Source organism: Micromonospora sp. CA-248089 (genome assembly GCF_050948515.1).
Taxonomy (GTDB): domain Bacteria; phylum Actinomycetota; class Actinomycetes; order Mycobacteriales; family Micromonosporaceae; genus Micromonospora.
Genome location: NZ_CP192016.1, coordinates 4,195,560 through 4,209,080 on the forward strand (window position 1 = coordinate 4,195,560; position 13,521 = coordinate 4,209,080).

At 66.7% G+C, this 13,521-nt stretch carries 9 protein-coding genes and 2 pseudogenes; 5 read left to right on the plus strand and 6 right to left on the minus strand.

Annotated features, from left to right (window positions below; genetic code table 11):
• Positions 1 to 606 precede the first annotated feature (606 nt).
• Complete coding sequence (locus ACQP26_RS19710; RefSeq protein ID WP_433493637.1) at positions 607 to 2,370, minus strand: BTAD domain-containing putative transcriptional regulator; 1,764 nt, start codon at positions 2,368 to 2,370, stop codon at positions 607 to 609.
• Between the two features lie 172 nt (positions 2,371 to 2,542).
• The gene (locus ACQP26_RS19715; protein ID WP_433493638.1) at positions 2,543 to 3,259 is read right to left on the minus strand and encodes a hypothetical protein; all 717 of its coding nucleotides are present in this window, start codon (positions 3,257 to 3,259) and stop codon (positions 2,543 to 2,545) included.
• A gap of 490 nt (positions 3,260 to 3,749) precedes the next feature.
• Between ACQP26_RS19715 and ACQP26_RS19720 the strand changes: the two are divergent.
• The 3 genes and pseudogenes from ACQP26_RS19720 to ACQP26_RS19730 all read left to right on the plus strand — a co-directional run.
• Positions 3,750 to 3,824: pseudogene (locus tag ACQP26_RS19720) on the plus strand (hypothetical protein); the annotation flags it as partial.
• A 387-nt stretch (positions 3,825 to 4,211) separates the two neighbouring features.
• Positions 4,212 to 5,405 (plus strand): hypothetical protein, encoded by a 1,194-nt coding sequence (locus ACQP26_RS19725; protein WP_433496236.1) that lies wholly within the window; start codon positions 4,212 to 4,214, stop codon positions 5,403 to 5,405.
• 276 nt (positions 5,406 to 5,681) lie between these two features.
• Entirely contained in the window at positions 5,682 to 7,574 is a 1,893-nt protein-coding gene (locus ACQP26_RS19730; protein WP_433493639.1) for a KedN5 family methylcobalamin-dependent radical SAM C-methyltransferase, read from the plus strand.
• Here ACQP26_RS19730 and ACQP26_RS19735 read toward each other — a convergent pair.
• The 4 genes and pseudogenes from ACQP26_RS19735 to ACQP26_RS19750 all read right to left on the minus strand — a co-directional run.
• A pseudogene (locus ACQP26_RS19735) lies at positions 7,571 to 7,700 on the minus strand (IS630 family transposase); the annotation flags it as partial. The gene ACQP26_RS19730 and the pseudogene ACQP26_RS19735 overlap by 4 nt on opposite strands.
• A gap of 316 nt (positions 7,701 to 8,016) precedes the next feature.
• Positions 8,017 to 9,000 (minus strand): DNA methyltransferase, encoded by a 984-nt coding sequence (locus ACQP26_RS19740; RefSeq protein WP_433496163.1) that lies wholly within the window; start codon positions 8,998 to 9,000, stop codon positions 8,017 to 8,019.
• A 4-nt stretch (positions 9,001 to 9,004) separates the two neighbouring features.
• A complete protein-coding gene (locus tag ACQP26_RS19745; RefSeq protein ID WP_433493640.1) occupies positions 9,005 to 9,889 on the minus strand; it encodes a hypothetical protein in 885 nt (294 codons plus the stop codon).
• A gap of 356 nt (positions 9,890 to 10,245) precedes the next feature.
• Positions 10,246 to 11,118, minus strand: coding sequence for a hypothetical protein (locus tag ACQP26_RS19750; RefSeq protein ID WP_433493641.1), 873 nt, complete (start codon positions 11,116 to 11,118; stop codon positions 10,246 to 10,248).
• Positions 11,119 to 12,192: 1,074 nt separating this feature from the next.
• Here ACQP26_RS19750 and ACQP26_RS19755 point away from each other — a divergent pair.
• On the plus strand, positions 12,193 to 12,567 hold the full coding sequence (locus ACQP26_RS19755) for a pilin (protein WP_433493642.1): 375 nt from the start codon (positions 12,193 to 12,195) through the stop codon (positions 12,565 to 12,567).
• A gap of 2 nt (positions 12,568 to 12,569) precedes the next feature.
• Positions 12,570 to 13,490 (plus strand): hypothetical protein, encoded by a 921-nt coding sequence (locus ACQP26_RS19760; protein WP_433493643.1) that lies wholly within the window; start codon positions 12,570 to 12,572, stop codon positions 13,488 to 13,490.
• Positions 13,491 to 13,521: the final 31 nt, after the last annotated feature.

The window sequence follows — 13,521 nt, forward strand, 5'->3', positions numbered from 1 at the left end:
GTGGGTTCGTAGCCACGGCCAGCCCGGGGTCGCCGGGGTGGAAGGGGCCGGATCGTGGGGCCCCGCACTCATTCAGGCACTGCGTCGCGAGCGCAACACCGTCATCGGTAATCCGGCCGGAGTGCTCCATGCGCCGCCGACATGGCAAGCCCGACACCGTCGGCGCCGAGACGGACGCCCGCACTGTCCTCTCCGGCCACGACACCGTGATACCGAAGAGCCACGACGTTGAGGCCATGAGGCTGTACATGCTCGCCAACGACTCCGCGGTCGAGGCGCGCAATCAGGCGACAAATCAGCTCAAGGACGTGCTCACCAACTGCGCCCCCTCCTGCGAGAAAAGCTAGCAGGCAAGACAACCCACGCCCAGGTCATGCACTGCCTCGCACCCAACTACAACGAACTTGATCCGGTGCGGGCAGCCGGGCATCGCACGTTACGGATGCCCGGCGAACGCGCCCGCCATCTGACTTCGGCCGCGAGCTCACCCAAGGATCTAGAAGACCGCCGGGAACCCGTTAGCGAGGTTGGTCCGTGACATGGCTGGCGAAGCCTTCTCCGCCATGTCGGCCGACCGGCTGCCCTTCACGCAAGGTCGGGCCACGTTCACCGCCGAAGTTCTGCGACAGGCGCCCGCTGAACGCCGAGGATCTGGAGATCGGGCGATTCGCATCTCTCGAGTTCCTGCCTCGCGAACAGACGGACTAGTGGGGCGATTGAGTAACTGCCGGGCTCCCGGCATTCGGCCAGATGCGCATCTACAATCTCTTCAATTAGCACCTCAGCCGCCGCCGGCGTCATATGTAGGCATGCGGCGGCCACTCCCAAATCGAAGGTTGGATTCGGCAGCAGGCTAAGTAGACTTAAAGCGCGGCGGCGCTCCGTGCCCGACCCATCGTGGTCGAGGCTGTCGTAGCTCATCTTTATGCTCGATCGAACCGACAACGTTCCCCTTTGCAGCTCGTTCAACCGCCGGTGCTCGCTTCTAAGGCGCTCTGTCAGCCAGCTCACCGGCCACCCGTCTCTGGCTTCGAGACGAGCTGCAGCGATCCGCAGTGCGAGGGGCAGGGCGTCACACCATCGAATCAACTCATCAACGGCAGTCGCCTCCGGCCGAAGGCGATGTTCGCCGAGCACTCGTTCCAACAACGTCCGGGACGCTCTAGCGCTCAGAGGCTTCAAAGTGACTGTGCGAGATTCGGTGCAGTCCGTCATCTTGATGCTTGTGGTAATCAGCATCCGCGACCCGGCTGGGGGGATGAACTGAGGGACCTGCGTTCGGCCCGTTATGTTGTCAAGCACCAGCAGTATCTGCTTCCCGTGCATTGCAGACCGAAGCAGGCTCGCTTGACGACTCACAGATGCAGGTAGCTGGCTCCGCTCGATGCCGAGATCCAGTAGGAAGTTTGTAAGCGTCTCAGAATCCGTCTGGCCATCCGAATTTCTGAGATCCGCGTACAGGACTCCGTCACGGAAGTAGCGGTCAATGCCGTTTGCAACATGCAGCGCGAGAGCGGACTTCCCCACGCCCGGCGCCCCGGTTACACTGACCACTGACCCATTCCCCTCCTGCGTGAGCAGCGCACGCAGTTGGCGGATTTCATTCTCGCGGCCCACGAAATGGCTAGGCCCTGGCGGGACCTGGAAAGGAGTCGGGTAGGCAGCGACATGCATGGCGGATCGGTTGCCGATAGAGGCAGGCGGAGTCGTGGGATTTTCTGCTGACAGTAGCCGGTAGTGTAAGGCTTGAAGGTCGGCGCCCGGCTCGACACCCAGCTCGTCGTTCAGGACCAACCTTGCCTGATGGAACGTCGCCAGCGCCTCTGCGCGTCTCCCCGCGCCCTGCAGAGCCCTCATCTTCAGGCCGTAAAGACGCTCGTGGAGCGGATGCTCCACGAGGAGCCGCGACAAGTCGGCGATGGGCTCCTCGTAACGGCCGAGCTCCAGCTCGATTTCGATTCTCTGCTCAATTGCCGACGTCCGCTCTTCCAGCAGGCTCGCCCGCTCAACCTCCGCCCATGGACCTGGAACGTCGATGAGTGGCTTGCCGTGGCATAACGCGAGAGCATTCTTGATAGCCTCATAGGCTGCGCCTATCTGGCCCCCCTGACGTAACTGTCGCGCCATTTCGGCTGCGCGCCTAAAGCGGAAGATGTCGATACTCGCGTGCTCTACGCGCAGCCGGTAGCCAGCTGCGGACGACGTGATCATTTCGGCTCCGAAATGCCGGTCCGACTTCTCGCCAAGAGCGCGCCGGATTCGTCCAATATAGGTCTGGACGATGTTGACCGCGCTGGCTGGCGGTTTACGCCATATGCCTTCGATAAGTGAGTCTCGGTGCACCGGGACGTTTGCGTTGAACAGTAACATGGATAGCACTGCGCGCTGTTGCGCCTGCGGCAATTCGATCGCAGTCCCGTCACGCAACAGCCTGAATGGGCCCCAAAGTTCAAAGCAGTACTCATGATTCCAGCGATCAGACAACAACTTCCCCCGTGCTGCGTTTACAGTGTGACGTTTACGCTCTTCGCAACCATCGAAATCAGTCCATGACGTCCGACCAGCCTCCGCACGTTCTCCACGGATCCCATACCCACTGCCCTAAAATTAAGCCGTTCTGCTTTCCAGGGGCAGTTCTGGCGGCGTCACTGTGATCTCGTAGGTGGCCTTGCGGGTGGGTTCCGTGTCGTTGGCAGATTGTGTGGGGCTCGGTGCGTTCTCGATCGATACGGTTGAGCGCCTGGCTGGCGATGGCCGCGAGGAGGGCGGCGACGAAGCCGGCGGTCTGCCCGACGCGATGGCCGCTTTTGGCGCACGAGGTATCCGGGATGATGTCGGAAGGGATCAACACCATGACCGCGGTGAACGAGATCGCGCCCGGATCGATGTCGAGGTCGACAGCGGCTGCGACGGCCAGGGTGAACACCGCGCTGCAGACGATCAGCAGACCCCGGTCAGTGGCCGCGGCCCGGCGCCGGCACAGCAGCGGGCCGAAATCGCGCAGCCAGACGGGGGCCAATCCGTCGGGCATGATCCCCACCAGGCGGGCCAGCAGGTTGCCAGCACCGTTCCTGACCCGCGAGGCCAGCTGCGCCTCGCTGTGGCGGCAGTGCACCCACCGCGCCGTGCAGAAGGATCGTCGGTCGGTCAGGTCCAGCAGTCGAGGCCCCAGCTGGCCGGCCATGCCATCGACAAGCGTCTGCTCACCCTTCGCGGAGGTGCCCACCTGGGCGGCGACGGCCCACTGGTTGCCGCACACCGCTATCCGCGGTGACAGCGACGACTTGGCGCACTCGGACAGAGAGGCTCCTGGCAGGACGACACGGGGCTAGTGTCCTATTAGAACCCGATCATGTCCAGCCCTCGGATTCCGGCCAGCGCGACCTCACCTAGCGGGGCCCAAAACTATCAAAGCGCAACACGTCGGTTTAGGGCATTGGTCGCGTAGCCTACATCCGTCCTCACCGGGCCGGACCGCAGGGCTCTGATCAGGGAACCTGCGGGGCACACGGGCGGTGTGGTGGCGACAAAGCGGGTGAGACCCCGGTGATCATGAAGTTCTCTACGCTTCACGACGCCGAGGAAGATCTGACCCGCCGATGGCATCGGCCCTCATCCCTGTGCTGGGCGCAACGACACACGCTACCGGCCCCTCACCCGCGCAGGTCACCGACGGGTGAGCACGGCGGACTGCTGCACGCTCTGGCCGCAGCGCGGATCCATGTGATCCCCGTGGAGTCCGTTATCGCATGGCCGGGCTGCTCACGGTCGCGGTGTGCGCCGTCCTGGCCGGCGCCTCGTCGTTCACCGCAATCGGTGACTGGGTGCATGACCTGCACGAACAGGTCAGGAGCCGGCTCGGCTTCGAATGTGGGGTACCAGGGTGTGGCAGCTGCCGACTCGCCTCCGGGCGCTCGCGATTTCCACCGCTACGCCGGTCACAGCGCCGCAGGCAGGCTGCCTCGAACCCGGACAGATCGCTTAAGTCGATGCAATCGATGACCTTGCACGAGCCTGGCAGGACGTGCATGATGGCGCCCATGACTAACGGGGCGGTCGGTCTGTGGAATCCCTTTAGGACTGACGAGGTTGGACAGTCTGACAGGCAGCCGCCACCAGCGCATGCCGTGTTTATCGAGCAGTCGCGCAACCTCACAACCGATGTGCGAGAGTCCGTCAGCGCGTCCATCCAGGACAGTGTACCGAGGCCGATGGCGGTGGTACTCGAAGCCTTCGTGACCTGGCTGAGCGGTTGTCCACACAAGGGCCAGCAACCCCTGGTGAGACGGAGTAAGCTGGCCTACACCGTGGAGGCCTTCGGCGGCTTCTTCCTCACCATCGGGCTCGGGCACTGGGCGGTCATCTCCGGCTCGTGGTATTTGCTGCCGGCATTGTGGCTCATTCTCGCTGGCCGAACGTGGGCACTTTTCAACATCTTCCACCACGCCACCCATGACACCCTGTTCGCCTCACAAAGGGTGAACCGTGCACTTGCCTTCTGCTCATCGCTGCTGTCCTTCTCTTCCTCGCTGGATTCGTACCGCAAGGAACACATCCAGAGCCATCACACCCGCAAGATGTGTACGTATGACGACGAAGAGGCCGCCTTCATGCCGCTGGGTTTCCCGCCCGGCATGCCCAAGAGCTACTACTACCGCCGCCTGACGTGGTTGGTCTGCACGCCCTGGACCTACCTTCTCTATGCACGGTACCGGCTGTGGGACTGGCAACAGGGCGAGCCGTTGTGGCGCAGGGCCGCCGTCTGGACGTACACCGTCGGACTGGTCGTCGGGGCCTACCAGTTGAGCCTCATGGAGTCGCTTCTGCTGGCCTACGTCGTTCCGCTTTTCGTGGTGTTCAATGTGACCGGCCTTCTCGGCACGTTCAGCGAGCACCACTGGGGGACACTGCTCGACCAGCCTGCGCGGCTACGCCTGGTCCTGCTGCAGCAGAGTCGTTTCCTGCTGGACCCCGCGCCTGACCGCTCTCTTCCCACCGATCGGCGCACCAAGGCCTGGGCGGTTTGGTGGCTCCGCCTACTGGCGTACCACCTGCCGGTCCGGGTCGCCGTTCTGCCCGGCGATTCGATGCATCACGACCACCACCACCGCCATCCCCGCACTGAGCAGTGGACGATGAGCACGTACGAGCGGTTCGATCATCTGGAAAACGGCTGCCCGGGTTTCGCGAACTATCCGCACTCGCACGCCTGGACGCTCGGTGAGGCGATCGACCGGGTCTTCACTCGGATGTCAGCGGCGCCGGCACCCGGGCCGGAGTTATTGCCACACGGGCAGCGTGTGGGTAGGCGGCTGTTCCGTTTCGCCGCCGCCTCTCCGGCAGCCACCCTGCAAGCGGCGCAACAAAGCGCTCCGCCGGACGCCACCCGCCGACCCGCCTACTGACCCAGGCCATTCCGGGAGCCGCTAGTTCTCCAACCCGGACCGCACGTCGTCGTCGCGTCGTTCGCGCTACCGGCTGCGGAAAGCGGAATATGCCGGCACAGTCGACCGATTTAAGCCTGAACCGCAGGCGGCGCTTAAGTGTCGGCCGCGCGAATCCATAAACGTTCAATTGGATCCGCGCTGCCAATTTGTACAAGGATCAGGAAATAGATCCGCGGAGGGAGTACGGGGATGCCTCGTAGGCGCATAACTTTTGTTCAGCAGGGCGTTTGGGCAATGCCTCTGGAATCGATGCCCCTAGCCATCGGTTACATGAAGGCGGCTGTCGATGCCGACGAGGGCCTGAGGGACGAGTTCGAGACGGTCATCGTCAACCTTCGCGGTGCGACGTCGATCGGCACTGCAGTCTCGGCGATCTTCTCCGAGACGGTGCCGGACGTCCTCGCCATCTCGGTTTTCGGCTGGAATTTCCGGGAGGCGCTCGTCCTCGCGGAGACGTTCAAGCTGCTCAAGCCGGACGGCCTGGTCGTGCTCGGTGGCACCCACGTGGCCAACCAGGCTCAGCGGGTCTTCCGGCTATGTCCCGAAGTTGACGTCGTCGTCAACGGCGAAGGCGAGCTGACGTTCCCCGAGTTGCTGCACGCATGGTTGGCCCGAGAGTTCCCCGAGCCCGGAGGACACAAGATCGACGGCGTTTCCTTCCGCCGCGCCGACGGAACGATCGTGACGACCAAGCGTCGCATCGGCGTACAGGACCTCGGCACCATCGCATCGCCGTTCCTGAACGGGTCCATTCCCATGACCGACGCCGCAGGGAACTTCCGTTACGACGTGGCGATCATGGAGACGAACCGCGGCTGCCCCTACCACTGCGCCTTCTGCTACTGGGGTGGGGCGATTGGCCAGAAGATCCGCCGCTTCCCGCGCGAGCGCCTCATCGCCGAGATGGAGATCTTCGCCTTCCACAAGGTCAACACGGTCATTCTCTGTGACGCGAACTTCGGCATGCAGTCCGGAGACGAGGAGTTCCTCGAAGATGTGATCAAGCTGCGAGAGAAGACCGGTTACCCACGGGCGATAGAGACGTCCTGGGCGAAGAACAAGTCGGCGACCTTCTACCGCATCGTGAAGCGGATGCAGGAAGCGGGACTGCACAGCTCGTTCACCATCGCGCTGCAGACGCTCAACGACACGGCGCTTCGCGACATGAACCGCCGGAACATGAAGCTCAACGACTGGAAGGCGCTTGCCGAGTGGCTATCTGCAGAAGGGCTCGAATGCTACGCCGAGCTCATCTGGGGCGCGCCGGGTGAGACGACAGAGTCCTTCCTGCAGGGCTACGACGAGCTGGCGCTTCACATCCCGCGGATCGCAACCTATCCGTTGATGATCCTTCCTAACACCGACTACCGAGAGAGACGGGAGGACTTCGGTCTGGTCACCACGCGTGGCCAGTCCGACGACTTCGAGTACGTCCTCGCGACCAACACCATGACCTTCCAGGAAAATCTGGCGATGCAGGGCTTTCTGTTGTGGGCCCGAGCTGTCGGTGAGAACTCCTTCTTCCGCTTCATCTGGCGGCCCCTGCTCCGCTACGCTGGCCTGACTCAGTCCCAGGTGCTCTTCAAGCTGGCCCACTGGTTCGACGCGTGCAGTGACGAGACGGCCGATCCTTTGAAGACCCCGAGCACCATCGTCGAGCCGATGGCGGTCAACGCAGCTGTACGGGCACTGTTCCTCGATTCCCGTGTCCGTGACCTGCTGTCGGAGTGGTGGGAAGATGAGATCCGCCCAGTGGTGAAGCCTGAGTACCAGGACCTGGTGGACGAGGTATTCCGGTTCGACCTGTTCACCCTGCCCATCATCGACGGACAGGTCGACCCGGCACTCGTCGAGCAGACCGGCCTCACCCGCACCTACCGGCGCAGCGCGCACTTTTCGGTCGACGTACCGGCCGTGGTGGCGGCCCTGCGCGAAGGCCGCGAGGTGGAGCTCACCGACCAGATGCCGACGACCTTCGACTTTGCCTGGCGGTTGGGGCTGGAGGCCTACATCGACAACCACGAGGAGGCGCTGCTGCACATGGCGACGATCGAGCGGGTCCACCCACAGCAGCCCGAGCACCCGGTACACACCGAGGCTATCGAGAGCGTTCCGGTCGCCGGCTAGCTGTGCTGCCCAGAAATTCGCCTACAAAAATCGGGCGGTGAGTCGAGGACCTCTTCGGTGGTCTTGGTCCAGACGAACGGGCGTGGATTGATTGTTCCAGTCGTCGATCCACGCCCGGATGTCGGCTTCTCTTCCCTGAAGTAACCGAACCAGCGTTCGACCTGGTTGATTCACGAGGATCCGGTCGGTGAAGTGCGAGTTCCGCGCCCGTTCGGTGCACCAGGCTGTTCCCATCGCGCTCACTCAATCAGTGGTCGGCGCAGACGGCGCGGGCGTGGCGGTCAGCTTCGAGGTACCAGGTGAGGTGGCCGCCGAGCACCAGTTCGAGGCCAGGTCGAGGCCGCCGGAGCCGGTGCACAGCGATCCGATCCGCGGCCCGGGAACATGGTCACTCACGCCACCCCCCGCACACGTCCAGAACTTGGCGCCCAGGGGATGGTCGTCAGTCATCAGCGACTTCCGTGGGTTGAGGATGCGGCCGCCGGAAGATCAACACATCCTCGTGTGTGATCAGGTGCAGTGGGGTGCCGCCGGTGCGGGCCTTGCGCACGGCTTGAAGTTGGAAGAACGACGGCCGGGCGACGAGCCGCCCGTCGCGGACTGCGGCGAGGAGCGCGACGCACCGCTCGGTCGGGATGAGGCCCGCGCGGACACCGGCGGCGATGACCGCGCTGGGCAGGTCGACGAGCTGGCCGTTCTTGCGCCACGGACGGGCGGTGACCACCACGGTGCCGCCGGGGCGCAGCAGCACCCCGCACCCTGACAGGATCTGCTCGAACCCGTCGGTGAGACCGGTGAGGTCCCGGTAGGCGAGGTTTCCCTTGTCGGTGCCGTCGTTGTAGGCGTTGTCGAACTTCGCCACCCCGTCGGCGCCGGGTCGGACGAGGCCGTGAACGGTGGGCCCGTACGGCGGTGAGGTGACGACGAGGGCGACCTGCCCGGTGAGGGCGGCGGGCAGCAGCGATCGCAGGCGGGTGGCGTCGCCGCGGACCACGGAGGCCCGGCCGCCGGCGCCTTGTTGCTGGGCGTGGGTGATGTTGGCGTCGGCGATGTTCGACCATCGCGGCTCGTACTCCACCCCGATCGCGTCGCGGCCGGCGTGGATCGCTTCGACCAGGGTGGTGCCGATTCCGCACATCGGGTCGAGGACCAGGTCGCCGGGTTGGGTGTAGGCGGCGATGGCGTGGGCGGCGATCGCGGGCAGCATCCGGGCGGGGTGTTTGACGGACTCGGCGGTGTAGCGGCCGCGGCGCTGCACCGGCCCGGTCCGCTGGGCGGTCGCCCACACCGACAGGCCCTCCGGCCCGCCGGGCGCGCGGTGGCGTCCGCCGGTGTCGCGGTGGCGGCCCTCGTAGTGGCGGTGCTGGCCGTGGTGGGTGTCCTCGGCCGGGTTTGTCGGCTGGTTCGGGTCGGCGGGGAAGGGCAGGTGCTCAGCCACGGCGACCGCCTTCGGAGCGTGGGTTCCGCTGGGAGGTGGGCGCCTGGTGGGGGGTGAACACCAGCAGGTCCGCGTGCACCTGCAGGTGCGCCACCGTCCACGGCTGCTTGGCCTGCGTGGCGAGGGCGAGGAGTTCCTCGTCGGTGACGTGGTAGACGAACGCGTCGCCGCACGTGTCGGCGGTGACGGCGACGATGTGCTGCAGGTAGCCCAGCCCGATGGCGGCGGCCGCCTGCACGACGGGGGTGAAGTCCTGCGGGGCGGCCGGGCTGGCGGGGGCGGTGACGACGAGGATCAGGCAGCCGCCGGGGCGCAGCAGCCGCGTGCAGGCGGTCAACAGCCACGCCAGTCGGATGCGGTTGGTCGCGTCGGCGGTGTCGAGGGGCCAGCAGGCCACGACCAGGCTGGTCGCCTCCGCCAGGGACGCGCCGTCGGGTACAGGGACAGCCGGGTTGCTGGCCGGGGGCAGGTCGGCGTCGGTGAGGTCGTCACCGAACCAGGCGCCCGTGTCCGGCAGGTCGCCGTTGTCGGGCTGGGCGGCCGGTTCGGTGCGGGTCGGCGGGCCGATGATCAGGCTGGACGCGTCGGTGAACCAGCCGGGGTGGTGTCGGCGCCTGCCTGTGGTGCAGGCGCTGGTGAGGGCGTGGTCGGTGGTGAGGTCGATGACCGCGTCGCTGGGGCGGCTGTAGGCGGCGACGAGCCGGTAGGCCAGCCGGGCGCCGATCGCGCGGCCGGTGTCGGCGTCGGTGCGGGCGGTGCGCCATACGGTGATCGGGACCGGCGGGTCACCGGCCACCAGGTCGATGAGGGTCGGGTCGACATTCCGGTCGACGGGGTGGACGCGGTCGTGGTGGTGCTGCGGCGTGTGCTCGCTCATCTGGATGTCGGCTCCGCGCCGCGCGGGTAGTGCGCTGACACCCCCAAACCGGCGGTTGTGTGCTCTGACGAACGCCCCCGGTTCTCACAGCAGCTCGCAGCGCTCACGGTCAGGCGTTCGTTGCGCTCACATCGCAGGTCAGCGGCGGTATAGCCATGGGCTGCTGAGGGGTCACGAGCGCCCCGTCTGTTGGCTCCAGTGGCGTGCGCCCGCTCAACCCGGCTGGGCGGGGCGGGGTGTGGCGTTCGGCTGCTGTGCGGTGGGGACATGCGGCGGCGCCCTCACCTGAGAGGGTGAGGGCGCCGCCGCGTGTTGCGAGTTCGGGTCGGTCAGGCGCGGCCGTGTCAGTGGACGCCTCAGGCGGCCGCCACGGCTTCGCACACGAGGTGCGGTCGGCTAGTGGTGGCCCGGCCGGCGCGAGTGGCTGCTCGATGTTCGGCTTGCGCCGCGAGGGTGGCGGCGGCGTGCGGCGAGGCGATGCCGGTGAGCAGACCCCTGTGCAATGCGTCGGCGATGCGGGTGTCGATGCGGCCCAGACGCATGCGTAGGGCGTCGACGGTGATGCCGAGTCCGGCGGCGATCGGCTCGATCGCCCGCCGCCCGAGCCGCACGTCGATGTAGGGCTGTTCGTCGTCCGGGTCGAGGATGCCCAGGCCGACGGCGCGGCGCACGAGCACGTCGGGGTGTCCGTAGGGCACCTTGGGGGTGCGGGGGCCGGGCAGGTGGTCGACGTCGGCGATCGAGGTGTACTCGCCGGCCTGCAGGCGCAGCCGGTGCCCGGCGCGCCACGCCGCCCGGCACAGCGCCGCGTACGGGGCGTCGCGGGTCAGGTCGACGCGGTCGCGCAGGGCGGTGAGGAATCCGGTGAGGATCTCGGCGTCGATGTCGTCGGGGTCGCCGTTGTAGCCGGCGCACAACTGGCCGGCGTAGCGGCGCAGGGCGGGCATGGCCATCCCGACCGCGCCGATCACCCACGCCGGCCCGTCCAAGCGGGCACGGCGGATCAGCTCCCGCCACACGCCGTCGCGTAGCGCATATGCATGAGGGTGACGCAGGAGCCAGTCGCGCAGCGCCAGCAGTGTTATGACGCCCGACCCGGCGGCGTCGGGCACGCCGCAGGTGTCTAGGTCGAGCGTCAAGGGTGCTGGCTCGCCGGTCAGCGCGGTGAAGGCGGCGTCTGCGGCTGCGAGAGGCGAGGTTGGCCAGTCGGTGGCGGCGGGCACGCTCATGTCACAACTCCCCCTGTCGAAGATGACCGCCGGTTCTGCAAGGCTGCGATGTCACGGCGGCGCGGCGGTACCGATTGGGCCACGGCCGTCACACAACCCGCTCACAGCGCAGACCACGGCCCTGCGGCGCGGCGCCGACACTCGTGACACCGCCCCAGGCAGGCAACCCGTGACATCGAGCCATGTCGTTGGCATTTGGATTTGTCAGTGCCCTTGAGCTGGGCTGTGACACAGGCCAGGCGCTGATGCGACCGACCGCCGAGGGCAATGCCGTCGACACCCGGATGGAACGCGACGGGGTTGCCATCGGCCGGGTGTGACACTCACCGCCGCCCACGGTCGCTCACAACGACTCACAACCGGGCACCTGTGCCGTCGGGCGACCGCGACGCTGTCACCGATGCCGGGTCTGGCGCGACGCGGCGTCGACGCCCTTGCCACCAGGACGTCAAAGGGCCGGTCTGACACCGAGATTTGAGGTCATGTCAGCGGCAGGATGAGGGAGCATCGGTGACATCGGCGGCGATGGTCACAGGAGGTGTCGTCCGGCCTGTGTCATCGGCGCCTGCCGCTATCTCGGGCGGCCTTCAGTGGTGCTTCGTGTCTGACAGCCGTGCCTGACATGGCCACGACTCGATCAGGTGTCGCACGTCGGTGGTCCCTGGCCGACATCCGCCATCACACCGAGGCGGAGCCCAATCGGCGCGAGATGGAGTTGCTGTGTGCCGCTGTGAGTGGCGGTGAGAACCGGGGGCGTTCGCCAGAGCACACAACCGGCGGTTTGGGGGTGCGGGACTTCTCGTCACACCTACGGCGTGGCGAGGATCCCGCCCGCCGCCGGGTCCGCACCTAGTTGGGCCGCCCGCCGTGCCGGCCGCTTCGGGTGCCGCGCAGTGCTTGGTGCGCTGACACCTCATCGAACACCCGCTACCCGACAAGGGAGGAAGGGCTCCTCCCGGGGACGGTCTGGTTCGCCGCGCGTGCCGTCCGCGGGCCCGGCGGCGGTCTCCCGTGACCATCCGCTAGCACCCCGCCGCGTCCCCGGACGTCGGCGGGGCCGGAGGTGAAAGAGTCATGTCCCGCATTTCGGCACGTTTTCGTGCTCTCACCCGCTCCCATGCCGCCCGCCGCGTCGCCTTCACCGGGTTGGTGATGGTGTTGTTGTCGGCACCGACCGCCGCGCACGCCGATTCTGGTGCGCCGGCGATGGTGGCGGTGAACTCGCTGCCGGTGGTCATCGCCAATCTGCGGGCTTGGCTGGTCGGCATCCTCGCCGCGCTGGCCACCTTGTTCCTCGTCCTGGCCGGCGTCTATTGGGCCACCGCCGGGGGTGACCCAGCGCAGGTGGAGCGGGCCAAGGGTGCACTGAAAAACGCGCTGGTCGGCTACGGCTTGGCCGTCCTCGCCCCGGTCCTGTTGCAGGTCGTCCAGGGCATCGTCGGGGGCTGACCATGGGCTGGCTACTCGACCAGATTCTGGACTGGCTGGCGGCGGCGATCCTCGCGAGCCTCGACGCGCTGTTCGGGGTGATCAGCAGCGCGCTGCTGATCACCCCGAAAGTCACCGCCCTGCCGCAGGTGCAGGCCCTGACGGGCCGTTCGGTGCTCGTCGTCGACACCGTCTTCGTCCTCGCCTTCGTCGCCGCCGGGGTGCTCACCATGACCGCCGGCGGCAGTGAAACCACCCGCTACACGGCCAAGGACCTCATCCCAAGGCTGATCGTCGGGTTCGTCGCCGCGCACTTCTCCCAGCTGTGGTGCGGCATGCTCATCGACCTGGCCAACGCCCTGACCGGCGCGCTCACCACACCCGAGGGCGACAGCGACGGCGCGCTGCGCGCCATCAAGACCCACATCCTCGCCGGACGCGACACCACGGCGGTGCTGCTGTTCGTGATCTGCGTGGCGATCATCGCCGTCCTGCTCGCGGGCACCGCGTTCAGCGTGATCGTCCGCTTCGCCGTCGTCATCGTCCTGACCGCCTTCGCGCCGCTGGCCCTGGCCTGTCACGCGATGCCGCAGACCGAACCGGTCGCCCGCATGTGGTGGCGGTCCTACACCGGCATCCTCGCCGTTCCCGTGGTGCAGGGCTTCACCCTCTACGCCGGGCAGTGGATGCTCACCGACCCCGAGCACCTGCTGCCCGTGCTCGGACTGCCGGTGGATCCAGGCGGCGCGATCAACCTGTTCGTGGTCATGGTCATGCTCTGGACGACGCTGCGCGTGCCGTCCCTGATGCGCCGCTACCTGGCCACGGGCAACAGCGGCCGCGGCGTGAACATGCTCGGTGCCGCGGTGCGGGTCATCGTCGTGCAGCAGGCCACCCGTACGGTGCCCGGCCTCGGCCGTGGGCTGAAGGCGGTTGGCCGATGAACCGCCACGACGAACGCACCGATCCGGGCCG

Excerpts from the sequence above, each read along its gene's own strand:
- ACQP26_RS19710 (WP_433493637.1), bottom strand. The coding sequence starts at position 2,370 with ATGTTACTGTTCAACGCAAACGTCCCGGTGCACCGAGACTCACTTATC.
- ACQP26_RS19725 (WP_433496236.1), top strand. The coding sequence starts at position 4,212 with ATGGCGGTGGTACTCGAAGCCTTCGTGACCTGGCTGAGCGGTTGTCCA.
- ACQP26_RS19730 (WP_433493639.1), top strand. The coding sequence starts at position 5,682 with ATGCCTCTGGAATCGATGCCCCTAGCCATCGGTTACATGAAGGCGGCT.
- ACQP26_RS19745 (WP_433493640.1), bottom strand. The coding sequence starts at position 9,889 with ATGAGCGAGCACACGCCGCAGCACCACCACGACCGCGTCCACCCCGTC.
- ACQP26_RS19750 (WP_433493641.1), bottom strand. The coding sequence starts at position 11,118 with ATGAGCGTGCCCGCCGCCACCGACTGGCCAACCTCGCCTCTCGCAGCC.
- ACQP26_RS19755 (WP_433493642.1), top strand. The coding sequence starts at position 12,193 with ATGTCCCGCATTTCGGCACGTTTTCGTGCTCTCACCCGCTCCCATGCC.
- ACQP26_RS19760 (WP_433493643.1), top strand. The coding sequence starts at position 12,570 with ATGGGCTGGCTACTCGACCAGATTCTGGACTGGCTGGCGGCGGCGATC.